At 63.1% G+C, this 22,896-nt stretch carries 23 protein-coding genes and 1 other RNA gene; 5 read left to right on the top strand and 19 right to left on the bottom strand.

The annotated features are described in order from the left end of the window. Position 1: 1 nt before the first annotated feature. The 14 genes from ABE456_RS01935 to rsmI form a co-directional block, all read right to left on the bottom strand. Positions 2-958, bottom strand: a complete 957-nt coding sequence (locus ABE456_RS01935) for a D-alanine--D-alanine ligase (protein ID WP_346642477.1) — start codon at positions 956-958, stop codon at positions 2-4. Beyond that, complete coding sequence (gene murC / locus ABE456_RS01930; RefSeq protein WP_346642476.1) at positions 955-2,403, bottom strand: UDP-N-acetylmuramate--L-alanine ligase; 1,449 nt, start codon at positions 2,401-2,403, stop codon at positions 955-957. The genes ABE456_RS01935 and murC overlap by 4 nt, the downstream gene beginning before the upstream one ends. After that, a complete protein-coding gene (gene murG / locus ABE456_RS01925; RefSeq protein ID WP_346642475.1) occupies positions 2,396-3,475 on the bottom strand; it encodes an undecaprenyldiphospho-muramoylpentapeptide beta-N-acetylglucosaminyltransferase in 1,080 nt (359 codons plus the stop codon). Before murG ends, murC begins: the two co-directional genes overlap by 8 nt. Further along, positions 3,465-4,676, bottom strand: a complete 1,212-nt coding sequence (gene ftsW / locus ABE456_RS01920) for a putative lipid II flippase FtsW (RefSeq protein ID WP_346642542.1) — start codon at positions 4,674-4,676, stop codon at positions 3,465-3,467. Before ftsW ends, murG begins: the two co-directional genes overlap by 11 nt. After that, entirely contained in the window at positions 4,676-6,022 is a 1,347-nt protein-coding gene (gene murD / locus ABE456_RS01915) for a UDP-N-acetylmuramoyl-L-alanine--D-glutamate ligase (protein ID WP_346642474.1), read from the bottom strand. Before murD ends, ftsW begins: the two co-directional genes overlap by 1 nt. A gap of 6 nt (positions 6,023-6,028) precedes the next feature. After that, on the bottom strand, positions 6,029-7,111 hold the full coding sequence (gene mraY, locus ABE456_RS01910; RefSeq protein WP_346642473.1) for a phospho-N-acetylmuramoyl-pentapeptide-transferase: 1,083 nt from the start codon (positions 7,109-7,111) through the stop codon (positions 6,029-6,031). Next, complete coding sequence (murF, locus tag ABE456_RS01905; protein WP_346642472.1) at positions 7,111-8,478, bottom strand: UDP-N-acetylmuramoyl-tripeptide--D-alanyl-D-alanine ligase; 1,368 nt, start codon at positions 8,476-8,478, stop codon at positions 7,111-7,113. The genes mraY and murF overlap by 1 nt, the downstream gene beginning before the upstream one ends. After that, on the bottom strand, positions 8,471-9,958 hold the full coding sequence (locus ABE456_RS01900; RefSeq protein ID WP_346642471.1) for a UDP-N-acetylmuramoyl-L-alanyl-D-glutamate--2,6-diaminopimelate ligase: 1,488 nt from the start codon (positions 9,956-9,958) through the stop codon (positions 8,471-8,473). The genes murF and ABE456_RS01900 overlap by 8 nt, the downstream gene beginning before the upstream one ends. Further along, entirely contained in the window at positions 9,958-11,697 is a 1,740-nt protein-coding gene (locus ABE456_RS01895) for a penicillin-binding protein 2 (protein ID WP_346642541.1), read from the bottom strand. Before ABE456_RS01895 ends, ABE456_RS01900 begins: the two co-directional genes overlap by 1 nt. Further along, positions 11,697-11,990, bottom strand: a complete 294-nt coding sequence (ftsL, locus tag ABE456_RS01890; protein ID WP_346642470.1) for a cell division protein FtsL — start codon at positions 11,988-11,990, stop codon at positions 11,697-11,699. The genes ABE456_RS01895 and ftsL overlap by 1 nt, the downstream gene beginning before the upstream one ends. Then, positions 11,987-12,928 carry a 16S rRNA (cytosine(1402)-N(4))-methyltransferase RsmH gene (rsmH, locus tag ABE456_RS01885; protein ID WP_346642540.1) on the bottom strand — a complete coding sequence of 314 codons (942 nt, stop codon included), beginning with the start codon at positions 12,926-12,928 and terminating at the stop codon, positions 11,987-11,989. The genes ftsL and rsmH overlap by 4 nt, the downstream gene beginning before the upstream one ends. Positions 12,929-12,930: 2 nt before the next feature. Further along, positions 12,931-13,386 (bottom strand): division/cell wall cluster transcriptional repressor MraZ, encoded by a 456-nt coding sequence (gene mraZ, locus ABE456_RS01880; RefSeq protein ID WP_004575120.1) that lies wholly within the window; start codon positions 13,384-13,386, stop codon positions 12,931-12,933. Positions 13,387-13,695: 309 nt separating this feature from the next. Further along, positions 13,696-14,069, bottom strand: an RNA gene (gene rnpB / locus ABE456_RS01875) — RNase P RNA component class A. A 67-nt stretch (positions 14,070-14,136) separates the two neighbouring features. Then, a complete protein-coding gene (gene rsmI / locus ABE456_RS01870) occupies positions 14,137-15,012 on the bottom strand; it encodes a 16S rRNA (cytidine(1402)-2'-O)-methyltransferase (protein ID WP_346642469.1) in 876 nt (291 codons plus the stop codon). A gap of 186 nt (positions 15,013-15,198) precedes the next feature. Here rsmI and ABE456_RS01865 point away from each other — a divergent pair, with 186 nt between their 5' ends. The 5 genes from ABE456_RS01865 (at position 15,199) to ABE456_RS01845 (ending at position 18,975) form a co-directional block, all read left to right on the top strand. Beyond that, positions 15,199-17,016 carry a penicillin-binding protein activator gene (locus tag ABE456_RS01865; RefSeq protein WP_346642468.1) on the top strand — a complete coding sequence of 606 codons (1,818 nt, stop codon included), beginning with the start codon at positions 15,199-15,201 and terminating at the stop codon, positions 17,014-17,016. Then, a complete protein-coding gene (locus ABE456_RS01860; RefSeq protein ID WP_346642467.1) occupies positions 17,016-17,387 on the top strand; it encodes a YraN family protein in 372 nt (123 codons plus the stop codon). Before ABE456_RS01865 ends, ABE456_RS01860 begins: the two co-directional genes overlap by 1 nt. Before the next feature lie 86 nt (positions 17,388-17,473). Continuing rightward, the gene (locus tag ABE456_RS01855) at positions 17,474-18,067 is read left to right on the top strand and encodes a phosphoheptose isomerase (RefSeq protein ID WP_012274070.1); all 594 of its coding nucleotides are present in this window, start codon (positions 17,474-17,476) and stop codon (positions 18,065-18,067) included. Beyond that, positions 18,064-18,642 (top strand): BON domain-containing protein, encoded by a 579-nt coding sequence (locus ABE456_RS01850; RefSeq protein ID WP_346642466.1) that lies wholly within the window; start codon positions 18,064-18,066, stop codon positions 18,640-18,642. Before ABE456_RS01855 ends, ABE456_RS01850 begins: the two co-directional genes overlap by 4 nt. 114 nt (positions 18,643-18,756) lie before the next feature. After that, the gene (locus ABE456_RS01845; protein ID WP_346642465.1) at positions 18,757-18,975 is read left to right on the top strand and encodes a YgdI/YgdR family lipoprotein; all 219 of its coding nucleotides are present in this window, start codon (positions 18,757-18,759) and stop codon (positions 18,973-18,975) included. Positions 18,976-19,025: 50 nt separating this feature from the next. Here the strand turns inward: ABE456_RS01845 and ABE456_RS01840 are convergent, their stop codons facing one another. The 5 genes from ABE456_RS01840 to petA all read right to left on the bottom strand — a co-directional run bounded on the left by ABE456_RS01840 (position 19,026) and on the right by petA (position 22,789). Beyond that, a complete protein-coding gene (locus ABE456_RS01840; RefSeq protein WP_346642464.1) occupies positions 19,026-19,454 on the bottom strand; it encodes a ClpXP protease specificity-enhancing factor in 429 nt (142 codons plus the stop codon). A 10-nt stretch (positions 19,455-19,464) separates the two neighbouring features. Next, complete coding sequence (locus ABE456_RS01835) at positions 19,465-20,088, bottom strand: glutathione S-transferase N-terminal domain-containing protein (protein WP_346642463.1); 624 nt, start codon at positions 20,086-20,088, stop codon at positions 19,465-19,467. 117 nt (positions 20,089-20,205) lie between these two features. After that, entirely contained in the window at positions 20,206-20,985 is a 780-nt protein-coding gene (locus tag ABE456_RS01830) for a cytochrome c1 (RefSeq protein ID WP_012274075.1), read from the bottom strand. Then, positions 20,985-22,196 (bottom strand): cytochrome bc complex cytochrome b subunit, encoded by a 1,212-nt coding sequence (locus ABE456_RS01825; protein WP_346642539.1) that lies wholly within the window; start codon positions 22,194-22,196, stop codon positions 20,985-20,987. The genes ABE456_RS01830 and ABE456_RS01825 overlap by 1 nt, the downstream gene beginning before the upstream one ends. Continuing rightward, a complete protein-coding gene (petA, locus tag ABE456_RS01820) occupies positions 22,196-22,789 on the bottom strand; it encodes a ubiquinol-cytochrome c reductase iron-sulfur subunit (protein ID WP_346642462.1) in 594 nt (197 codons plus the stop codon). Before petA ends, ABE456_RS01825 begins: the two co-directional genes overlap by 1 nt. Positions 22,790-22,896: the final 107 nt, after the last annotated feature.

The following is a 22,896-nucleotide window of genomic DNA, read 5'->3' as shown; positions in this document are numbered from 1 at the left end:
ATTAACCTCGCGTCGCCACGCTTTCGGCCAGGATTGCCAGCACCAGTTGCTGGAAGTCCAGGCCGGCCGCGCGGGCCGCCATGGGCACCAGGCTATGGTCGGTCATGCCGGGTGCGGTGTTGACTTCGAGCAGCCAGAACCGGCCCTGCTCGTCCTGCATCACGTCCAGCCGCCCCCAGCCTTCGATGCCGATGGCATCGCAGGCGCGCGCGGTCAGGTCGATCAGTTCCTGTTCCTTGACGCTATCCAGGCCGCACGGGATGCGGTACTGGGTATCGTTGGCGATGTACTTGGCGTCGTAGTCGTAGAACACGTGCGGCGTACCCAGAGCGATCGGTGGCAGCACCTGGCCGCGCAACACCGCAATGGTGAACTCCGGGCCGTGGATCCACTGTTCCACCAGTACCTGGGAATCGTATTTGGCGGCATCCTGCCAGGCGGCGACCAGTTCCTGGGCGCTGTTCACCTTGGCCATGCCGATGCTGGAGCCTTCATGGGCGGGTTTGACGATAAGCGGGAAGCCCAGTTCCGTGCTGGCCCGCAAACAATCTTCTTCGCTCGCCAACACCGCGTGACGCGGGGTCGGAATGCCCAGGCTCTGCCACACCTGCTTGGTGCGCAGCTTGTCCATCGCCAGCGCCGAGGCCAGGATGCCGCTGCCGGTGTAGGGGATGCCCAGGCACTCGAGCAGGCCTTGCATGCTGCCGTCTTCACCGCCACGGCCGTGGAGGATGATGAAGGCGCGGTCGATCTTCTCGCTTTGCAGGCGGTCGAGCAGGTCGTCGCCCACGTCGATGGCAACCACGTCGACACCGGCAGTGGTCAGCGCATCGATCACCGCAGCGCCAGACTTCAGCGACACTTCACGCTCTGCACTCTTGCCACCGTACAGCACGGCGACGCGGCCGAACGCCTTGACGTCCAGGGTCGAGTGCAGTTTTTCGTAGGCGCTGGTCATTTCTTCTTCTCCTGCTTGGCGCCAGCGAACAGCGGGCTTTTCATCAGTTGCGGGGCCAGGCCGCCGACATCACCGGCACCCTGGCAGATCAGGATGTCGCCAGCGCGCAGCAATGGCTGGACCAGCGGTGCCAGCTCGACGCCACGTTCGATGTAGATCGGGTCCAGCTTGCCGCGCTGGCGGATGCTGTGGCACAGCTGGCGGCTGTCGGCGCCGGGGATCGGCTCTTCGCCCGCCGGGTAGACTTCCATCAGCAGCAGCACGTTGGCATCGCCCAGCACCTGGACGAAATCGTCGTACAGGTCGCGGGTGCGGCTATAGCGGTGCGGCTGGTAGACGATCACCAGGCGGCGGCTTGGCCAGCCGCCGCGCACGGCCTTGATCACTGCGGCCACTTCGGTCGGGTGGTGGCCGTAGTCGTCGACCAGCATCACGCTGCCGCCTTCGACCGGCAGCTCGCCGTATACCTGGAAGCGACGGCCAACACCCTGGAAGCCGGACAGGCCCTGGATGATGGCTTCGTCGGTAATGCCTTCGTCAGTGGCGATGGCAATGGTGGCCAAGGCGTTGAGCACGTTGTGGTTGCCGGGCATGTTCACCGACACCTCCAGCGGCTCGCGGTCACGGCGCAGCACGGTGAAATGGGTCTGCATGCCCTGCTGGCGCACGTTGATGGCGCGGATATCGGCCTCTTCGCTGAAGCCATAGGTGACGGTCGGGCGCTTGACCTGCGGCAGGATCTCGCGCACCACCGGGTCGTCCAGGCACATCACTGCCAGGCCGTAGAACGGCAGGTTGTGCAGGAACTCGACGAAGGTTTTCTTCAGTTTGTTGAAGTCACCTTCGTAAGTCGCCATGTGGTCGGCGTCGATGTTGGTAACCACGGCCACCATTGGCTGCAAGTGCAGGAAGCTGGCGTCGCTTTCGTCCGCTTCGGCGATCAGGTAGCGGCTGGTGCCCAGCTGGGCATTGGTGCCTGCAGCGGTCAGGCGGCCACCGATGACGAAAGTCGGGTCGAGGCCGCCAGCAGCAAACACCGAGGCCAGCAGGCTGGTGGTGGTGGTCTTGCCGTGGGTGCCGGCAACGGCAACGCCATGGCGGTAGCGCATCAGCTCGGCGAGCATCTCGGCACGCGGCACCACCGGAATGCGCCGCTCAAGGGCGGTGGCAACTTCCGGGTTGGCCGGGTTGATGGCGCTGGACACCACCAGCACATCGGCGGTAGCGGCGTTTTCGGCGCGGTGGCCGACGAAGATCTCGGCGCCGAACGACTCCAGGCGCTCGGTGACCGGCGAGGCCTTCAGGTCGGAGCCGGATACTTCATAGCCCAGGTTCAACAGCACTTCGGCAATGCCGCACATGCCCACGCCGCCGATACCAACGAAGTGGATACGGCGGATGCGGCCCATCTTCGGCTGGGGCATGGCTTTCTGGCTCTCAACCATGGGCCACCTCCAGGCAAATATCGACTACGGTGCTGGTTGCGGCAGGTTTGGCCAGGCGCCGTGCGGTGCCTGCCATGACGTTGAGTTTTTCGGGTTGCATCAGCACCTCGTTCAGGCGTTCAGCGAGCTGCGCTGCGCCAGTTGTCGCTTGTGGCATGAGGAAGGCCGCGCCTTCCTGGGCCAGATATTGAGCGTTGTGAGTCTGGTGGTCGTCGATTGCGTGGGGCAAAGGCACCAGCATCGAAGGCAAGCCCGCTGCCGCCAGCTCGCTGACGGTCAGGGCACCGGCCCGGCACACCACCATGTCGGCCCAGCCATAGGCTTGGGCCATGTCCTTGATGAAGGGCTCAACCTGAGCCTCTACGCCCACCTCGTGATAACGCTCGGCGGTGATCGGCGCGTGTTGCTTGCCGGCCTGGTGGAACACCTCTGGCCGCAACGCGGCGGGTACTTCGGACAGGGCCTTAGGCAACAATTTGTTCAATGGTTCCGCACCCAGGCTGCCACCCAGCACCAACAGGCGTGCACGGCGCTCGGCCAGGGGCGCGCGCTGCGCGTCCATGAACAGCTCCGGGCGCACCGGGTTGCCGGTGGTGCGACGTTTGTCGCTGGCCTCGAAGGTGTTCGGGAAAGCTTCGCAAACCCGCGCCGAGAGCGGCACCAGCAACCGATTGGCGGTACCGGCACGGGCATTCTGCTCGTGGATTACCAGCGGCACGCCGCACAGCCGTGCGGCCACGCCGCCAGGGCCGGTCACATAGCCGCCAAAGCCCAGTACGCATACGGGCTTGAGCTGGCGAATGATACGCCGCGCCTGCAGTACGGCCTTGACCAGGGTGAACGGCGCCTTGAGCAACGACAGCTTGCTCTTGCCGCGCAGGCCGCTGACCTGGATCAGGTGCAGTGGCAAGCCTGCCTGGGGCACCAGCTCGTTCTCGATACCACGCGGGGTGCCCAGCCAGTGCACGCTGTAACCGCGCGCCTGGAACTCACGGGCGCAGGCCAGGGCCGGGAACACGTGGCCCCCGGTGCCGCCCGCCATGATCAGTACGTTCTTGCCGTCAGCGGCCATGACTGGTCTCCTCGGCAAAATCGCTTTCGCTGAATTCGTGTTCCTCGCTGCCCAGGTGCGTGCGGCTTTCCCATTCGATGCGCAGCAACAGGCCCACGCAGGCGCAGCAGATCACCAGCGAGCTGCCCCCGTAGCTGAGGAACGGCAGGGTCAGGCCCTTGGTCGGCAGCAGGCCGACGTTCACGCCGATGTTGATCAGGAACTGGCCGATCCACAGGAACGCCAGGCCGAAGGCCATGTAGGCGGCGAAGAACTGCTTGGCCTTCTCGGCCCAAAGGCCGATGTACAGGGCACGCACGGTGACGAACACGAACAGTGCGATGGTCACCAGCGAGCCGACCACGCCGAGTTCTTCGGCCAGTACCGAGAACACGAAGTCGGTGTGCGCTTCAGGCAGGTAGAACTGCTTCTGCACGCTGTTGCCCAGGCCCACGCCCAGCCACTCGCCACGGCCGAAGGCAATCAGCGCCTGGGTCAACTGGTAGCCCGAACCGAACTGGTCGGACCACGGGTCGGTAAAGGTGATCAGACGCGCCATCCGGTAAGGCTGCGCCTGAACCAGGACGAACACCGCCACAACCGCCAGCACCACCATCAGGCTGAAGCGGAACAACCCCACCCCGCCGAGGAACAGCATGGCCGCGGCCGCACCCATCATCACCACGGTGGCGCCGAAGTCCGGCTCCATCAGCAGCAGGGCAGCCATGGGCAGCAGCACGATGAACGGCTTGAAGAAGCCCATCCAGGTCTCGCGCACCTCAGTCTGCCGGCGCACCAGATAACCGGCCAGGTAGACGACCACGAACACCTTGGCGATTTCCGAAGGCTGGACGTTGAAGAAGCTGAAGCCAATCCAGCGCATCGAGCCGTTCACTTCACGGCCAATACCCGGCACCAGCACCAGCACCAGCAGGCCGAAGGCGCCCAGCAGCATCATGAAGCCCATGCGCTGCCAGGTGGCGATCGGCACCAGCATGGTGGCGCCACAGGCGACCAGGCCGATGAACACATACACCAGGTGGCGGAACATGTGGTAAAGCGGGTTGCCCGACTGCACCGCAGCCACTTCCGAGGACGCCGAGGTGATCATCACCAGGCCCAGGCCCAGCAGTGCCAGGCAGCCGGCGAGCATCGCGAAGTCCAGGTCGATGCCACGGCCGCTGATCAGCGGCGACGGATAGGGCTTGAGGATGCCGAAGATCATGCAAGGCCTCCCGCTGCCTGGGCGAACAGGCGCCCGCGTTCTTCGAAGTTCTTGAACATGTCGAGGCTGGCGCACGCCGGCGACAGCAGCACCGCATCGCCGGCCTGGGCCAGCTCGGCGCATTGCTGCACGGCTTCGTCGAGGGTCTTGACCCGCACCAGCTGCACGCCATCGCCCAGGGCTTCGGCCAGGCGCTCGGCATCACGGCCGAGCAGCACCACGGCGCGGCAGAAGCGCTTGACCGGCTCGCGCAGCGCGGCAAAGTCGGCGCCCTTGCCATCGCCACCGGCGATCAGCACCAGCTTGCCTTCAATGTCGGCACCCAGGCCTTCGATCGCGGCCAGGGCAGCACCGACGTTGGTGGCCTTGGAATCGTCGTACCAGTTCACGCCGTTACGCTCGCGCACCCACTGGCAACGGTGGGCCAGGCCACCAAACTCGCGCAGGGCTTCGAGCATGGGCTCGAATGGCAAGCCTGCGGCATGGCCCAGGGCCAGCGCGGCCAGGGCGTTGCTCTGGTTGTGGGCGCCACGAACTTTCAGCTCGCGCGCCGGCATCAGCGCCTGGAACTCGAACGCCAGGTATTTCTCGCCGTCCACTTCACGCAGGCCAAAGGCCTTGAAATCTGGCTGGTTGAGGCCAAAGGACCAGCATGGGCGGCCTTCCACCGGCAGTGGCCGGCTCAGGGCGTCCTGGCGGTTGACCACCACCTGCTTGGCGCCGCGGAAAATCCGGTGCTTGGCCAGGTGGTAGGCCGGCAGGCCGCTGTAGCGGTCCATGTGGTCTTCGCTGATGTTCAGCACGGTGGCCACTTCGGCGTTGAGCTGGTCGGTGGTTTCCAGCTGGAAACTGGACAGCTCCAGCACGTACAGCTCGACGTCATCGGCCAACAAGTCCAGCGCCGGGGTACCGAGGTTGCCGCCCACCGCCACGCGCTTGCCCGCCTTGGCGGCCATTTCGCCGACCAGGGTGGTGACGGTGCTCTTGGCGTTGGAACCACTGATTGCAATGATCGGCGCCTTGGCGTGGCGGGCGAACAGCTCGATGTCGCCAGACAGCTGCACGCCACGCGCGGCCGCCTGCTGCAGGGCCGGGGTAGCCAGGGCCAGGCCCGGGCTCACGTACAGCTCGTTGGCGCGGCACAGGAAGTCCACGTCCAGCTCACCACAGCGCACTTCCACCTGCGGGTAATCACGGCGCAGGGTGTCCAGTTCCGGCGGTTGCTCGCGGGTGTCGGCGACCGCAAAGGCAATGCCCCGGCTCGCCAGGAAGCGAACCAGGGACATGCCGCTCTTGCCGAGGCCGACAACGATGCGGAATTGGTCGGAAGCGATCAAAGACACGCTCATCTACCTCAGTTTCAGGGTTGCAAGGCCGATCAGCACCAGGATCACGGTGATGATCCAGAAGCGGACGATCACCCGTGGCTCTGGCCAGCCCTTGAGTTCAAAGTGGTGGTGGATCGGCGCCATGCGGAACACGCGTTTGCCGGTCAGCTTGAAGGAGGCGACCTGGATCACCACCGACAGGGTTTCCACAACGAAGATGCCGCCCATGATGAACAGCACGATTTCCTGGCGAACGATGACTGCGATGGTGCCCAGCGCGGCGCCCAGCGCCAGCGCGCCGACGTCACCCATGAACACTTGTGCCGGGTAGGTGTTGAACCACAGGAAGCCCAGGCCGGCACCGATCAGCGCGCCGCAGAACACGATCAGCTCGCCCGAGCCCGGCACGTAGGGGATCAGCAGGTATTCGGCGAACTTCACGTTACCCGACAGGTAGCAGAAGATGCCCAGCGCACCACCGACCATCACCGTCGGCATGATCGCCAGGCCATCGAGGCCATCGGTGAGGTTGACCGCGTTGCTGGAGCCGACGATGACGAAGTAGGTCAGCACGACGAAGCCAATGCCCAGCGGAATGGTGACATCCTTGATGAACGGCAGGATGAGTGTGGTCTCGACGCTGGTTGGCGCGGTCTTGTACAGGAACACCGCCGCAGCCAGGCCGAACACCGACTGCCAGAAGTACTTCCAGCGGCTCGGCAGGCCACGCGAGTTCTTTTCGATCACCTTGCGGTAGTCGTCGACCCAGCCGATGGCACCGAATGCCAGGGTGACGATCAGCACTACCCACACGTAGCGGTTGGTCAGGTCGGCCCACAACAGGGTGCTGACGGCGATGGCGGACAGGATCAGCGCGCCACCCATGGTCGGGGTGCCGGACTTGGACAGGTGCGATTGCGGGCCGTCGTTACGCACGGCCTGGCCGATCTGGCGAATTTGCAGGGTACGAATCATCCACGGCCCCAGCCACAGCGCCAGCGACAACGCGGTCAGCACACCCAGAATCCCGCGCAGGGACAGGTACTGGAAGACCGCGAAGCCTTTATGGAACTGTTGCAGATACTCGGCCAACAGCAGCAGCATTAATGTTTCTCCCCGCTGGCACCGCACAATGCCGCCACGACGTTTTCCATCGCAGCGCTGCGCGAGCCCTTGATCAAGATAGTGGTGTCGCTGGCATTCTCGGCGCTAACCGCGTCGATCAGCTCAGCTTGAGTAGCGAAATGGCGGCCATTGGCGCCGAACGCCTTGACCGCATGTGTCATGTTGGAACCCACTGCGTACAGGGCGTCGACCTTGCCACGCGCGTAGTCACCCACCTGACGGTGGCCTTCTTCCGCCCATTGCCCCAGTTCGCCGATATCCCCAAGCACCAGGACGGTGCGCCCGGAAAAGCCGGCGAGTATATCAATGGCCGCGCACATGGAGGTGGGATTTGCGTTGTAACTGTCGTCGATTACCCGCACACCGTTCGGCGCGATCTGCGCCACGGTGCGGCCCTTGACCGGTTGCACGGCAGCCAGGCCGGCGGCGATGCCGCTCAGGCTCAGACCAACGGCATGCGCAGCGGCGGCAGCGGCCAGGGCGTTGCTGACGTTGTGCTCACCCAGCACATTGAGTTGCACGTCTACCGATTCACCGGCGCCATGCAGCTTGAACGACGGGCAACCACGGGCATCGCGACCGATGTCTGTGGCGTAGAAATCGGCCTTATTGTTGCTGCGCGCGAAACTGATGACCTTGTGCGCACCGGCACGGGCCTTCCAGATGGCGAAAGCTTTGTCGTCGAGGTTGAGGATGGCTGTACCACCCTCGCCCAGGCCTTCGAGAATCTCGCCCTTGGCCTCGACGATTTTCTCCGGGCCGCCGAACTCGCCAACGTGGGCGGTACCGGCGTTGTTGATGATGACGACCTGCGGTTGGGTCAGGCCGACGGTGTAGCGGATTTCGCCAATGCGCGAAGCGCCAAGCTCGATCACTGCGGCGCTGTGCTCCGGGGCGATCTCCAACAGGGTCAGCGGCGCGCCCAGGTCGTTGTTCAGGTTGCCACGGGTGGCGTGCACCAGGCCACGGGTGCGCAGGATGCTGGCAAGCATTTCCTTGACCGTGGTCTTGCCGCTGGAACCGGTAATGGCCACCACCGGCTTGTCGAAGGCAGCGCGGTTCAATGCGCCGAGCTGGCCCAGCGCCAGGCGGCAATCAGCCACCAGCAGCTGCGGCAGGTCGACATCGGCCACTTCACGCTCGACCAGGGCAGCAACTGCGCCCTTGGCTTTTACATCAGCCAGGTAGTCGTGGCCATCGAAACGCGGGCCGGCCAGGGCGACGAACAGTTGCCCGGCGCTGACGCTGCGGCTGTCGATACTGACGCCGGTGAAGATGGCATCGGCTCCGATTTGTTGACCACTCAGTGCTGTGGTCAGCTGGCTGAGTGACATCGGCTTAAGCATGTGGCGCCTCCCAGGCTGCAAGTGCCTTTTCGGCTTCAATCAAGTCGGAGAAATCATGGCGCTCGCCATTGATCTCCTGGTAATCCTCGTGCCCCTTGCCGGCCAGCACGATCACATCGTTGGCTGCAGCGGTGGCGATCAGGTGCGCGATGGCTTCGCCACGGCCGGCAACGAACTCGACTTCGGCAGGCTTGGCGAAACCGGGGCGGATGTCATCGAAGATGCGCAGCGGGTCTTCAGTACGCGGGTTGTCGTCGGTGACCAGCACGCGGTCGGCCAGGCGCTCGGCCACTTCGGCCATCAGCGGGCGCTTGCCGCGGTCACGGTCGCCGCCACAGCCGAACAGGCACAGCAGCTTGCCGTGGGCATGTGGGCGCAGGGCTTCGAGCACTTTTTCCAGGGCGTCCGGGGTGTGCGCGTAGTCGACCACCACCAGTGGCTTGTCGCCGCCACCTAGGCGCTGCATGCGCCCTACCGGGCCCTGCAGTTGCGGGGTGACCTTGAGAATCTCGTCCAGCGCGTAATCCAGCGCCAGCAGGGTCGCGACGGCGGCGAGCATGTTGCTCAGGTTGAAGCGGCCGAGCAGCTGGCTGCGCAGGATGTGTTCACCCTGGGCGGTGACCAGCGTGGCGCGCACGCCATCATCGCTGAATGCCGCTTCGCGACAAAACAACGAGGCTTCCGGGTTTTCCAGGCTATAGCTGAGCAGTCGGGTCTCGATAAGATCGACACTCGGGCGGCGGGCAAAGTCGACAGCCAGGCGACGACCGAAGTCATCATCCAGGTTGACCACCTGGCAACGCAGGTTCGGCCAGGCGAACAGCTTGGCCTTGGCGGCCTCGTAGGCCTGCATGCTGCCGTGGTAGTCCAGGTGATCGCGGGACAGGTTGGTCATGACCGCGATATCGAACGCCAGCGCGGCAACACGGCCTTGCTCTAGGGCGTGGGAGGACACTTCCATCGCCACGGCCTTGGCGCCCTGCTTTTTCAGGTCGTAAAGGGTCGATTGCACAGCAATCGGGTCTGGCGTAGTCAGGCGACCGCTTTGCAGCTCGCCATAGAAACCAGTACCCAAGGTGCCGATCAGGCCACAACGCTGGCCGAGGACATCCAGCGCCTGGGCCACCAGCTGGGTGACGCTGGTCTTGCCGTTGGTGCCGGTGACGCCGACCAGGTTGAGCTGGCGGCTGGGCTCGCCATAGAAGCGCCCGGCGATATCGGACAGCTGGGCAATCAGGCCCTTGACCGGGATCAGCGGCACATCAGTCAGCGGCAGCACGTTGGCGCCCTGCTCTTCATAGGCCACGGCGGCAGCCCCACGGGCCAGGGCATCGGCGATATGCTCGCGGCCATCGACCTTGGCACCCGGCACCGCCAGGAACAGGTCGCCCGGGCGCACATTGCGGCTGTCGAGCGTCAGTTCGCGGATCAGCGGGTCACGGCTGGCGTGGGCGAAAAGTTTGCTTAATGGCATTGTCATCATCCACGCCCTCCCTTGGCGGCTGCTGCATTGACTTGCGATTGTTCGGCAGGTACTGGTGGCGGCAGGTTGTCTGGCGGCACGTTCATCAGGCGTAGGGTGCCGGACATGACCTTGCTGAATACCGGCGCCGAAACCAGGCCACCGAAGTAGCCGCCTTTGCCCGGCTCGTCGATGACCACGACAATGGCGTAGCGCGGGTCGCTCATCGGCCCGAAGCCGGCGAACAACGAGCGGTAGGCGTTTTCGGTGTAGCCCTTGGAACCTACGGTGGCCTTACGCGCGGTACCGGACTTGCCAGCCACGTGATAGAACGGCACCTGGGCGCGGAACACGCCACGCGGCGCTTCGATCACCTGCTGCAGCATGCCCTGGACGGTTTCGGCGGTTTCCTTCGGAATGGCCTGCACGGCTTCCGGGGCCTTGTCGACCTTGAGGATCGACAGCGGCACCATCTTGCCGTCGTTGGCCAGCGCCGCGTAGGCATGCACCAGCTGCAGGGCAGTTACCGACACGCCATAGCCATACGACAGCGTTGCGGTCTCGGCCTTGCGCCATTCGCGGTGGTTAGGCAGGTTGCCGACGCGCTCACCGGGGAAGCCAAGGCCGGTGTATTGGCCCAGGCCGACCTGGGACATGACCCGGTAAATGGCCTCGCCGCCGATGTCGAAGGCGATTTTGCTCATGCCAACGTTACTGGAGTTGATCAGGATGCCGGTCAGGTCGAGGATCGGGCCCTCACTGCGCGACACGTCCTTGATGGTGTAGCGGCCGATCTGCAGGCTGCCCGGGTACACCTCGACCTTGTCGGTCGGCTTCCAGCGGCCGCTCTGCAGCGCCGCGCTCATGGAGATCGGCTTGACCGTGGAGCCCGGCTCGAACACATCGATGATTGCCCGGTTGCGCATGGCCGCCGGGAACATGCTGCGACGGTTGTTGGGGTTGTAGGTCGGCTGGTTGACCATGGCCAGGACCTCACCGGTCTTGACGTCCATGATCACCAGGCTGCCGGCCTTGGCATCCTGTTCGGCAATGGCATTGCGCAGCTCGCGGGTAGCCAGGTACTGCAGGCGCAGGTCTATCGACAACGCCAAGGTCTTGCCGGCCTTGGCGTTCTTGGTTACCTGGATGTCCTTGATCAGCCGGCCACGCCGGTCCTTGATCACCTGGCGCTTGCCAGGCACGCCGGCCAGCCACTCGTCATAGGCCAGCTCCACACCTTCGCGGCCGTGGTCATCGAGGTCGGTGAAGCCGACCATGTGCGCAGTGACATCACCGGCTGGGTAGAAGCGGCGGAACTCTTCCAGGCCGTACACACCTGGCACTTTCAGGTCGAGCACGTGCTGGCCCTGTTCCGGGGTCAGGCCGCGGACCAGGTAGATGAACTCTTTGTTGGCCTGCTGGGTCAGGCGCTCGATCAACTGCTGCGGGTTTTGCCCCAGTGCTGCGGCCAACTGTGGCCAGCGGTCCTTGGAAGCCTGCATTTCCTTGGGGTTGGCCCACAGGGTGGTGACCGGAGTGCTGACCGCCAACGGTTCACCGTTACGGTCGGTGATCAGCCCGCGGTGCGCAGGAATAGGAATATGCCGCAGGCTGCGCGCATCGCCCTGGCCTTTGAGGAAGGCACGGTCGACCACCTGCAGGTCGATGATGCGCCAGCAGATGGCCCCGACCATGATCGCCAGCAAGCCGATCACCACGCGGAAGCGCCACGGGTAGAGTGCGCCTTCGAGCTTCATCATGGCGCCACCATCCGTACTTCGTCAGCCGATGGCACGCGCATTTTCAACTGCTCGGAAGCCAGGTTTTCGATGCGGCTGGCGGCGGTCCAGGTGCTCTGTTCGAGAATCAGCCGGCCCCACTCGGCCTGGGCCTTGTCACGCTCGCTCAGCTCGCCGTACAGGGTATTGAGCAGCTGGCGGTTCCAGTGCGCGCTGTAGGACACGGCGATGGCCGAAACCAGCACGGCAACAAACAGCAGAAGCATCAGGAAGCTTCCGCCTGGCAAGGGTTTGGCAAACAGCCTGCTCACCGCAGCTTCTCCGCCACACGCATCACGGCGCTACGCGACCGCGGGTTGGCTTTGAGCTCGGCTTCGGAGGCGAACTGGGCCTTGCCGATGAGCTTGATTTTCGGTTCAAAGACCTTGTGCTGTACCGGCAGGTTGCGCGGCAGGTTGTCGGCCTCGCCCTTGACCAGCTTGCGCATGAACAACTTGACGATGCGGTCTTCCAGCGAGTGGAAGCTGATCACCGCCAGGCGACCACCGACCTCGAGCGCTTCAAGGGCGGCTTCGAGGCCAACCTCAAGGTCGCCCAGCTCGTTGTTGACATGGATGCGCAGGCCCTGAAAGGCACGGGTAGCCGGGTTCTTGCCCTTTTCCCAGGCTGGGTTGGCAACCTTGAGCACTTCCGCCAGGTCGGCAGTACGGGTGAATGGCTGTTTTTCGCGACGCTCGACCACGGCACGCGCCATGCGGCCGGCAAAGCGCTCCTCGCCGTACTCTTTGAAAACACGAGCAATTTCTTCCACCGGCGCAGTGGCGATGAACTCGGCGGCGCTGATGCCCTTGTCCGGGTTCATGCGCATGTCCAACGGGCCATCATTGAGGAAGCTGAAGCCACGCTCGGGGTCATCCAGCTGCGGCGAGGATACGCCCAGGTCCAGCAGCACACCGCTGACCTTGCCGTCCAGGCCGCGCTCGGCCACTTCCGCGCCCAGCTCGGCAAAGCTGCGCTGCACAATGACAAAGCGGCCGTCTTCGGCCGCCAGCGCTTGCCCCGTGGCAATCGCCTGTGGATCTTTGTCGAAGCCCAGCAGCCGCCCTTGTGGCCCGAGCTTGCTGAGGATCAGCCGGCTGTGCCCGCCACGGCCGAAGGTGCCGTCCAGATAGCAACCGTCGGCGCGCAGGGCCAATGCCTCGACAGCTTCGTCGAGCAGGACGGTGATGTGGTTGAAGCCGCTATCTATGGTCACAGGATCAGGTCACGCAATTCGTCGGGCATGGCGCCCGGTTGTTGAATAGCTGCAAGGTCGGCTGCCGAAACCGCGTTCCAGGCATCCTCATCCCACAGCTGGAATTTGTTCAGCTGCCCCACCAGCATCGCCTTCTTGTCGAGCTTGGCGTATTCACGCAGACGGGGCGGTACCAGGAAACGCCCGCTGCCATCGAGCTCCAGGTCAACCGCATTACCGATCAGCAAACGCTGCAGGCGGCGGTTTTCCTCACGCAACGATGGCAAGGCACGCAACTTGGCTTCTATCTGTTCCCACTCATCGAGGGGATAAACACACAAACAGGGATCTACGGCGTCAATGGTCACGATCAGCTGACCATTGCAACGCGAATCGAGCTCGTCACGGTACCGGCTCGGCATGGCGAGACGGCCCTTGGCATCGAGGCTGACGGCGTTGGCTCCGCGGAACACGGCTGCGATTCCCCACAATGTTAGCTTTTTTGTGCCAGAAAACCCACTTCATCCCACTTTCTGCCACTTGCGCACACTATAGGAATCCGCCCGCAGCACCGTCAAGGCACGTTCGGAAGGAAAAGCCTTACAGGACCGAGATTTAGCGCGATATCGGAATGCGGAACGACTTCCGCAGGGAAAAAAACACGAGAAAAATCAAACCCACGCAAGCGAATGGAGTTCGAAGTTAAAGTGATTTATTAAGATTAAGATTTTTTCGGTATTACCGGCGCGCATCTGCTATCGAATCAAGCAGAGGAGGGAAAGGTGGAGAGTCGATCTGTAAGCCGGGTTTTGTCGAGGACAGTCATTCCTCTACGACGGCCATCACTGGACGCCTCTAGCAACCTACCCGGTTCCGACGCGGGCCACGCCTGATGGAACCCTATTTGGTCTTGCTCCGAGTGGGGTTTACCTAGCCACGAACTGTTGCCAGCCGTGCGGTGCGCTCTTACCGCACCTTTTCACCCTTACCGGCACCGAAGTGCTTAGGCGGTTATTTTCTGTGGCACTTTCCGTAGGCTCACGCCTCCCAGGCGTTACCTGGCACTCTGCCCTATGGAGCCCGGACTTTCCTCCCCCTGCTTTTGTTCAACAAGAATGCGGAACAAAATACAGGCAGCGACTGTCCGATCGACTCTCCGCCGACAAGGTTACCGGCACGCGCGCTCAAGAACAAGTGATAGCTCAATGTATATCAATTAGCCACTACTCGGCCTTCTGTTTTTCCAATGCCGCTTGATACAACAGATTCTTGCGCACGCCGGTAATTTCCGCCGCCAATGCGGCCGCACGTTTGAGCGGCAACTCCGCCAGCAGCAAGTCAAGCACACGCATGGCCTCGGTGCTGATCGCCTGCTCACCCTCGGGCGCACTCCAGCCACCCACCAGCACCACGCATTCACCGCGCTGCTGGTTGCTGTCGCTGGCGACGAACGCACGCAGTTCGGCCAGTGGCAGGCCCTTCAAGGTCTCGAAGGTCTTGGTCAGCTCACGCGCCAGCAGTGCCGGGCGCTCGCCACCAAAAACCGCCTCCATGTCTTCAAGGCATTCAAGGATACGGTGAGGGGCCTCATAGAAAATCAGTGTCCGCGGCTCTTCCTTTACCTGCTCCAGGCGCGCCCGGCGCCCTGCGGCCTTGGCCGGCAGGAAACCTTCGAAGATGAAACGGTCCGACGGCAAGCCAGCGGCCGACAGGGCCGCGATCAAGGCACAGGCGCCCGGTACCGGCACCACATTCACCCCCGCAGCCCGCGCCTGGCGCACCAGGTGGTAACCCGGGTCGGAAATCAGCGGCGTGCCGGCATCGGAAACCAGCGCCACATTCTCGCCAGCCAGCAGCTTGGTGAGAAAGCGCCCACCCTCGTCGCGCTCGTTGTGCTCATGGCAAGCCGCCAGCGGCGTGTCGATGCCAAAGTGCTGCAGCAGACGAATGGAATGGCGGGTATCTTCGGCGGCGATCAGGGCCACGTCCGCCAGCACCTTCAGCGCCCGGGCGCTCATGTCGTCGAGGTTGCCGATGGGGGTTGCCACCACATACAGCGTCCCCACGGTGGATTTCGAAGCCCCTGCCACATCAGTCACTGCGCACACCTGTCGTTCGGATCAAAGGCGCCATTGTAGCCCGAGCGCCTGCAACAGGGCGCAAAGAACTTCACCGGCGATCATCGGCAGGCCACCTATAGTGAAGGATCGACACAGCAACATCGCGCCCCGGCCAGTGCTTGGGTACAATTGCCGGCCAACTTGATCGAGTAACAGGACCTTTACATGATCGCTTGCCTGCGGCTGTTCACAGCCCTCTGCCTCGCTGCCCTGCTGGCAGCCTGCGCCAGCTCGCCCTCATCCAGCCTGGGCGAGCTGCCACGCACCCCGGACGCCAGCATCGAGCAACTGCTCGAAAAGGCCGCTTCCAGCAAGTCTGCCGAAGACGCCGCCCTGCTGCGCCTGAGCGCAGCCGACCTGGCCTACAAGCAGAAGGACTTCCCACGCGCCGCACGCATTCTCGAGCAGGTGCCGCTGGACACGCTCAAGCCGGCCCAGCAAGTGTTCGCCAGCACCCTCAGCGCCGAACTGGCCATGAGCCGCAACCAGCCCAAGGCGGCCCTGACTGCCCTGGCCCACCCTAGCCTGCAGCGCGTCGCCGAGCTGCCGGCAGAACAGCAAGTGCGCACCTACAGCGTGCACGCCGCCGCCCTCGAAGCCGACGGCCAGGCCCTGGCTGCTGCGCAACAGCGCGTGCTGCTGGCCCCGCTGCTCAGCGGCCAGGCCGCCAGCGCCAACAATGACGCCATCTGGGCCCTGGTCGCCTCGCTGCCTGCAGAGCAACTGCAACAGCCTGGCAACGACCAGACCCTGGCCGGCTGGACCAGCCTGGCCTTCGCCGTGAAAAGCGCCGGCACCCTGGAGCAGCAGCAAGCAGCTATCGAGGCCTGGGTCAAACAGCACCCGGACCACCCTGCTGCCCAGCAGCTGCCGCTGGCCCTGACCAAGCTCAAGGAGCTGGCCAGCCAGCCGCTGACCAAGATCGCCCTGCTGCTGCCACAGGAAGGCCCGCTGGCCGGTGTAGCCCGCGCCCTGCGTGACGGCTTCATGGCCGCCCACTTCCAGGCCCAGCAAGCCGGCCAGCCAGCGCCTGCGGTACAGGTGTTCGACAGCTCGCGCATCGGCTCGCTCGACGAGTTCTACCGCCAGGCCCAGGCCGCCGGCGTGCAGCTGGTTATCGGCCCGCTGGAAAAACCACTGGTGAAACAACTGGCCGCCAAACCGCAACTGCCGATCACCACCTTGGCACTGAACTACGCCGACGCCGGCCAGGTGGCCCCGCCGCAACTGTTCCAGTTCGGCCTGGCTGCCGAAGACGAAGCCCGCGAAGTAGCCCGCCGCGCCCGCGCCGACGGCATGGTCCGTGCCGTCGCCCTGGTACCGAGTGGCGAATGGGGTGACCGCGTGCTGGCCGCCTTCCGCCAGGATTGGGAAGGCAACGGCGGTACCGTGATCGCAGCCCAGCGCATCGCCCAGCCGGTCGCCCTGGCCCAGCAGATTGCTGACCTGTTCCAGCTGCGCCAGAGCGAAGGCCGCGCCAAGAGCCTGCAGAGCACGGTAGGTGGCAGCATCGCCGCACAACCGTCACGCCGCCAGGACATCGATTTCATCTTCCTGGCCTCGACCCCGCAGCAGGCGCAGCAGATCAAACCGACCCTGAACTTCCAGTACGCCGGTGACGTACCGGTCTACGCCACCTCGAACCTGTACAGCGCCAGCGGTGACGTCAACCAGTACAACGACATGAACGGCATCCGCTTCTGCGAAACACCGTGGCTGCTGGACACCAGCAACAGCCTGCGTCAGCAGGTGGTGCAGCAGTGGCCGCAAGCCGCTGGCAGCCTGGGCCGCCTGTATGCCATGGGCGTCGATGCCTACAGCCTGGCGCCGCGCCTGGGCCAGCTGAAAGCGCTGCCAGGCAACCGTGTCCAGGGCCTTTCGGGCAGCCTGAGCATGAACGCCAACCAGCGTGTCGAGCGCCAGCTGCCATGGGCCGAGTTCTCCGGCGGCCAGGTCAAGCGCCTGCCTGACACCCCGCGTTGATGCCAGCAGCGTCGCCCACCAGCGCCGGACAGGCGGCAGAAACCCAAGCCCTTGAATACCTTCAAGGGCAGGGTCTGCAACTGCTGGCACGCAACTGGCGATGCAAAGGCGGTGAGCTTGATCTGGTCATGCTCGACGCCGATACAGTAGTATTCGTCGAAGTCCGCTACCGGTTGCACGCGGGCTTCGGTGGCGCCCTCGGCAGTATCGACGGGCGCAAGCAGAAACGGTTGGTGCTCGCCGCCAGCCTGTTCCTGCAAAAGGAGCCCCACTGGGGCAACCACCCCTGCCGCTTCGACGTAGTCGCCCTGCAGGGTAGCCACCATGCAGGCAGACCGCTTCAATGGCTGAAAAACGCCTTCGAATGCTGAACCCTCTTCGTTTTTTTTGCTCTATGTATCGCGGGCTGGTCGTTGTTGCGCGTTGCAAAGGCCACCGCCCCACTTAAGGTCACCAGATGGACATGCAATCCCGAATTCGCCGGCTGTTCCAGGCCAGCATCGATACCAAGCAACAGGCAATGGACATCCTGGCACCGCACATCGAGCAGGCCAGCCTGGTCATGGTCAATGCGCTGCTCAATGAGGGCAAGATGCTCGCTTGCGGCAATGGCGGCTCGGCCGGCGACGCCCAGCACTTTTCCTCGGAGCTGCTCAACCGCTTCGAGCGCGAACGCCCGAGCCTGCCGGCCATCGCGCTGACCACCGACAGCTCGACCCTGACCTCGATCGCCAACGACTACAGCTACAACGAAGTCTTTTCCAAGCAGATCCGCGCCCTGGGCCAGCCCGGCGACGTTCTGCTGGCGATCTCCACCAGCGGCAACTCGGCCAACGTGATCCAGGCGATCCAGGCCGCACATGACCGCGAAATGATTGTCGTAGCATTGACTGGTCGCGACGGCGGCGGCATGGCTTCGCTGCTGCTGCCTGAAGACGTGGAAATCCGCGTACCTTCCACGGTTACCGCGCGCATCCAGGAAGTCCACCTGCTGGCGATCCACTGCTTGTGCGACCTGATCGACAGCCAACTGTTCGGGAGTGAAGAATGACCCCTATGCGCCTCGGCCTGATGGCCCTCACCCTGTGCCTGAGCGTCACCGGTTGCAGCTCGGTACTTACCTCTACCCGCAATTCGCCAATCGAGGACGATCGCGGCACCCGCACCATCGGCAGCAAGATCGACGACTCGCTGATCGAAACCAAAGCCGCCGTGAACATTTCCAAGGCCAACCCCGATCTGGACAAGGCCTCGCACATCGTTGTCAGCAGCTACAACGGTATCGTCCTGCTGGCCGGCCAAACCCCACGCGCCGACCTCAAGAGCCTCGCCGAGCAAACCGCCAGCCAGGTACAGCGGGTCAAGAAAGTGCACAACGAGCTGCAAGTGATGCAGCCCTCCTCCATCCTGGCGCGTAACAACGACGCCTGGCTGACCACCAAGATCAAGACGCAGATGCTGACCGACAATTCCGTGCCCAGCTCGCGCATCAAGGTGATTACCGAGAACGGTATCGTCTACCTGCTCGGCCTGGTGACCCAGCAGGAGGCCAACTCGGCCACTGCCGTGGTACAGGGCGTGTCTGGCGTGCAGAAGATCGTCAAGCTGTTCGAGTACATCGACTGATTCAGTCGCCTGTACTGGCCCTGCGTGCGGGTTTGTCGAGGCGTCGAACCGCCGCGAAGAGGCCAGCACAGGCAACAACAATGCCCCACCCTTCAGAAACCCAGGAAACACCGCATGAAAAAGCTTCTGCTGCCTGCCCTGCTGATCGGCACCTTCGCCACCCTGGCCGGCTGCTCCACCCCAAGCCTGATCACCCTCAACGATGGCCGTGAGTTCCAGGCTGTCGATGCACCAGATTTCGACCGCAACACCGGCTTCTACGAGTTCCAGCAACTCGACGGCAAGCGCACCCGCATCAACAAGGACCAGGTTCGCACCATCAGCGACCTGTAACCCAAGTTTGCGGCAAAGAAAAAGGCGATCCGGTTGGATCGCCTTTTTTGTTACTTGACCACTTTCAGGCTTGGCCGACCACTCGGGCGCGGCGGCTGGCCACCACCCTCTGGTGGGCCATCGTCATCCGGCTGCACTTCATCGTCTTCCAGGTCCTCGCCATCCAGCGACGACTCCAACTCGAAGACCATACCCTGGCCATTTTCGCGGGCATAGATGCCCAGGATGGCGCCAACCGGCACGAACAGCGAGTGGGCCACGCCACTGAAGCGACCCTCAAAGCTGACCGCATCGTTGTCCATGTGCAGGCTGCGCACGGCATTTGGCGAGATATTCAGGACGATCTGGCCATCACTGGCGAAACCATCCGGTACCTGTACCTCCGGGAATTCGGCATTGACCAGCATATGGGGCGTGCAATCGTTGTCGACGATCCACTCGTACAGTGCTCGAACCAGATAGGGGCGACTGGAGTTCATCAACGGCTCCTTAAAGCTTGCGCATTTCACGTTCTACGGAGGACAGGCTCACCTGGAAAGGCTCGCGGGCGAACTGACGCTCCATGTAATCCAGCAGCGGCTTGGCTTGCCGCGGCAATTCGATACCCAACACCGGCAAACGCCAGAGTATTGGAAGTAGACAACAATCGACCAGGCTTTGCTCATCACTCATGAAGCAGGCGAATTCATTGAACAGTGGCGAAACGCCGGTCAGGCTTTCGCGCAGGGCCTTGCGCGCCTCGGTGCGGGCAGCCTCACTGCTGCGCGAATCAAGCACGGTATCGGCCAAGGCACACCAGTCGCGCTGGATGCGGTGCATCAGCAAACGGCTGTTACCGCGCGCAACCGGGTAAACCGGCATCAGCGGCGGGTGCGGGTAACGCTCCTCGAGGTATTCCATCACCACGGTCGATTCATACAACGCCAGGTCACGGTCAACCAGAGTCGGCACGCTGCCATAAGGGTTGACCTCGGCCAGCTTGGGCGGCAGGCGGGCAGGGTCGACATCGATGACCTGCACGCTGACGCCTTTCTCGGCCAGCACCAGGCGTACCCGATGTGAATAGTGATCAGCGGGATCGGAATAGCAGGCTAACCTGTTGGTTGCGCCCATGTAGCGGCTCCTCGCACGGGATGCTTGTGCAACTGTAAATGAAAACGCGCCCGGGGCGCCCTGGCATTTCTGCCAGGGCGCCCCGGGCGCGTTCAACAACCAGAAACTACTGCGTGATCAGTGCACGTCCTTCCAGTATTCACGCTTGAGCAAGTAGGCGAATACGAAGAAGAAAGCCAGGTACAGCAACACGTAGGTACCGATGCGCTGGCTTTCCAGTTTGACCGGGTTGGCCGAATAAGCCAGGAAGGTCACCAGGTTCTTGACCTTCTCGTCGAACTGCTCGGTGGTCAGGGTACCGGATTTCGGCGTAATGGTCAGCTGGTCACAGGCTTCATGGGTGATCGGGCTGCCGGTCAACGGGTCGAATTGCTTCTTGCCATCGGTCACCGTCTGCACCTGCTTGCAGCCAATCACCTGGTTACCCTGCAGGCCGACCAGCACGTTAGGCATGCCAACGTTCGGGAACACCTTGTTGTTCACCCCGTAAGGCCGCGATGGGTCCTCGTAGAAGCTGCGCAGGTAGGTGTACAGCCAGTCAGTGCCACGCACCCGGGCCACCAGGGTCAGGTCGGGCGGCGCGGCGCCGAACCAAGTCTTGGCGTCACTGGGCTTCATGCCAATCTGCATGTGGTCACCGATCTTGGCACCGGTGAACACCAGCTTCTCGAGCATCAGCTCGTGCGGGATACCGAGGTCATCGGCGACCCGCTCGTAACGCTGGAACTTGGCGCTGTGGCAACCCATGCAATAGTTGGCAAAGGTACGCGCACCGTCCTGCATGGCGGCCTTGTCGGTCAGGTCGATATCGGCCTTGTCCAGCTCCAGGCCGTGTTCGGCAGCGAAGGAAAAGGCAGGCATCACTGCCAGCAAAAATACTGCAATCAACTTTTTCATCAGCCAGTCACCCTTTCCGGAACCGGTTTGGTCTTCTCGAGCCTTGTGTAGAACGGCATCAGCAGGAAGTAGGCGAAGTACAACACCGTGCACACCTGCGACAGCAAGGTACGCCCAGGTGTCGGTGCCAGTACGCCCAGCACGCCGAGGATGACGAAGGCCACGCAGAACACCAGCAGGAAGACTTTGCTGATCCAGCCCTTGTAACGCATGGAGCGCACCGGACTACGGTCGAGCCAGGGCAGCACGAACAGTACGGCGATGGCAGCACCCATGGCGATCACGCCCATCAGCTTGTCAGGCACCGCACGCAGGATCGCGTAGAACGGTGTGAAGTACCACACAGGCGCGATGTGCTCCGGCGTCTTGAAGGCGTTGGCCTGCTCGAAGTTCGGTTTCTCCAGGAAGTAACCACCCATTTCCGGGAAGAAGAACACCACGGCGCAGAACACGAACAAGAACACCACCACGCCGACAATGTCCTTGACGGTGTAGTACGGGTGGAACGGAATGCCATCCAGCGGAATGCCGTTCTCGTCCTTTTTCTTCTTGATGTCGACGCCATCGGGGTTGTTCGACCCCACCTCGTGCAGGGCAAGGATGTGCAGCACCACCAGGCCAAGAATCACGATTGGCAGGGCAACCACGTGCAGGGCGAAGAAGCGGTTCAGGGTGATGCCCGAGATCAGGTAGTCACCGCGGATCCACTGGGTGAGGTCGCCGCCGATCACCGGGATGGCACCGAACAGCGAGATGATAACCTGAGCACCCCAGTACGACATCTGCCCCCACGGCAGCAGGTAGCCCATGAACGCTTCAGCCATCAGCGCCAGGTAGATCAGCATGCCGAACAGCCAGACCAGCTCGCGTGGCTTCTGGTAGGAGCCGTAAAGCAGGCCGCGGAACATGTGCAGGTAAACCACGATGAAGAACGCCGACGCCCCCGTGGAGTGCAGGTAGCGCAAGATCCAGCCGTACTCCACATCACGCATGATGTACTCGACCGAGGCAAACGCCTCTTCCGCCGAGGGCGTGAAGCTCATGGTCAGCCACACACCGGTGACGATCTGGTTGACCAGCACCAGCAATGCCAGGGAGCCGAAGAAGTACAGGAAGTTGAAGTTCTTGGGCGCGTAATACTTGCTCAGGTGGTCTTCCCACATCTTGGTGGCAGGGAAGCGAGCATCAACCCAGTCCATGAACTTGCTCATCATGCTTTCTCCTGGTCGATGCCGATGACGACGATCTCGTCCGACTCGTAAGAGTGTGGTGGCACTGGCAGGTTGAGAGGCGCCGGCTGCGACTTGTAGACACGGCCAGCCAGGTCGTAGTGGGAACCGTGGCACGGGCAGAAGTAGCCCCCCACCCATTTCGGCCCAAGGTCGGCAGGCGCGACTTCCGGTCGGAAGGTGGGCGAGCAGCCCAGATGCGTGCAAAGGCCAACAAGAATGAGGATTTCCGGCTTGATCGAGCGAACCTGTGGGTCGACGTAAGTCGGCTGCACCGAAGCCTTGGACTCGGGGTCAGCCAAATCACCGACGACTTTTTTCAGATTGCCAAGGATCTCATCCGTTCGCCGCACAATGAATACAGGCTGGCCGCGCCACTCGGCCACCATCTGCTGCCCGGCCTCGACCTTGGCGATATTGACCTTCACCGGTGCACCCGCGGCTTTCGCCTTGGCACTGGGAAACCATGACCCCACGAACGGTACCGCAGCCCCCACTGCTCCCGCTGCCCCGACCACGGATGTCGCGGCTACGAGGAAGCGGCGCCGGCCTGCGTTGACGCCGTCATTGCTCATTCAGTCCTCTCCCATCAGCTTGCTTGGCCTGTTGAACCAGGCTTGTACTTAGGTTGTGTCAGTGGCACTAAAAATTGGCCGCCATGGTAAGAAACAAATCCACACAC

Source organism: Pseudomonas sp. TWI929, from assembly GCF_039673335.1.
Taxonomy (GTDB): domain Bacteria; phylum Pseudomonadota; class Gammaproteobacteria; order Pseudomonadales; family Pseudomonadaceae; genus Aquipseudomonas.
Note: the sequence above shows the minus strand (reverse complement) of the source record. Positions and strands in the feature narration are given on the sequence as shown.

Excerpts from the sequence above, each read along its gene's own strand:
- ABE456_RS01935 (WP_346642477.1), bottom strand. The coding sequence starts at position 958 with ATGACCAGCGCCTACGAAAAACTGCACTCGACCCTGGACGTCAAGGCG.
- murC (WP_346642476.1), bottom strand. The coding sequence starts at position 2,403 with ATGGTTGAGAGCCAGAAAGCCATGCCCCAGCCGAAGATGGGCCGCATC.
- murG (WP_346642475.1), bottom strand. The coding sequence starts at position 3,475 with ATGGCCGCTGACGGCAAGAACGTACTGATCATGGCGGGCGGCACCGGG.
- mraY (WP_346642473.1), bottom strand. The coding sequence starts at position 7,111 with ATGCTGCTGCTGTTGGCCGAGTATCTGCAACAGTTCCATAAAGGCTTC.
- murF (WP_346642472.1), bottom strand. The coding sequence starts at position 8,478 with ATGCTTAAGCCGATGTCACTCAGCCAGCTGACCACAGCACTGAGTGGT.
- ABE456_RS01900 (WP_346642471.1), bottom strand. The coding sequence starts at position 9,958 with ATGACAATGCCATTAAGCAAACTTTTCGCCCACGCCAGCCGTGACCCG.
- ABE456_RS01895 (WP_346642541.1), bottom strand. The coding sequence starts at position 11,697 with ATGAAGCTCGAAGGCGCACTCTACCCGTGGCGCTTCCGCGTGGTGATC.
- ABE456_RS01865 (WP_346642468.1), top strand. The coding sequence starts at position 15,199 with ATGATCGCTTGCCTGCGGCTGTTCACAGCCCTCTGCCTCGCTGCCCTG.
- ABE456_RS01860 (WP_346642467.1), top strand. The coding sequence starts at position 17,016 with ATGCCAGCAGCGTCGCCCACCAGCGCCGGACAGGCGGCAGAAACCCAA.
- ABE456_RS01855 (WP_012274070.1), top strand. The coding sequence starts at position 17,474 with ATGGACATGCAATCCCGAATTCGCCGGCTGTTCCAGGCCAGCATCGAT.
- ABE456_RS01850 (WP_346642466.1), top strand. The coding sequence starts at position 18,064 with ATGACCCCTATGCGCCTCGGCCTGATGGCCCTCACCCTGTGCCTGAGC.
- ABE456_RS01845 (WP_346642465.1), top strand. The coding sequence starts at position 18,757 with ATGAAAAAGCTTCTGCTGCCTGCCCTGCTGATCGGCACCTTCGCCACC.
- ABE456_RS01840 (WP_346642464.1), bottom strand. The coding sequence starts at position 19,454 with ATGAACTCCAGTCGCCCCTATCTGGTTCGAGCACTGTACGAGTGGATC.
- ABE456_RS01835 (WP_346642463.1), bottom strand. The coding sequence starts at position 20,088 with ATGGGCGCAACCAACAGGTTAGCCTGCTATTCCGATCCCGCTGATCAC.
- ABE456_RS01830 (WP_012274075.1), bottom strand. The coding sequence starts at position 20,985 with ATGAAAAAGTTGATTGCAGTATTTTTGCTGGCAGTGATGCCTGCCTTT.
- ABE456_RS01825 (WP_346642539.1), bottom strand. The coding sequence starts at position 22,196 with ATGAGCAAGTTCATGGACTGGGTTGATGCTCGCTTCCCTGCCACCAAG.
- petA (WP_346642462.1), bottom strand. The coding sequence starts at position 22,789 with ATGAGCAATGACGGCGTCAACGCAGGCCGGCGCCGCTTCCTCGTAGCC.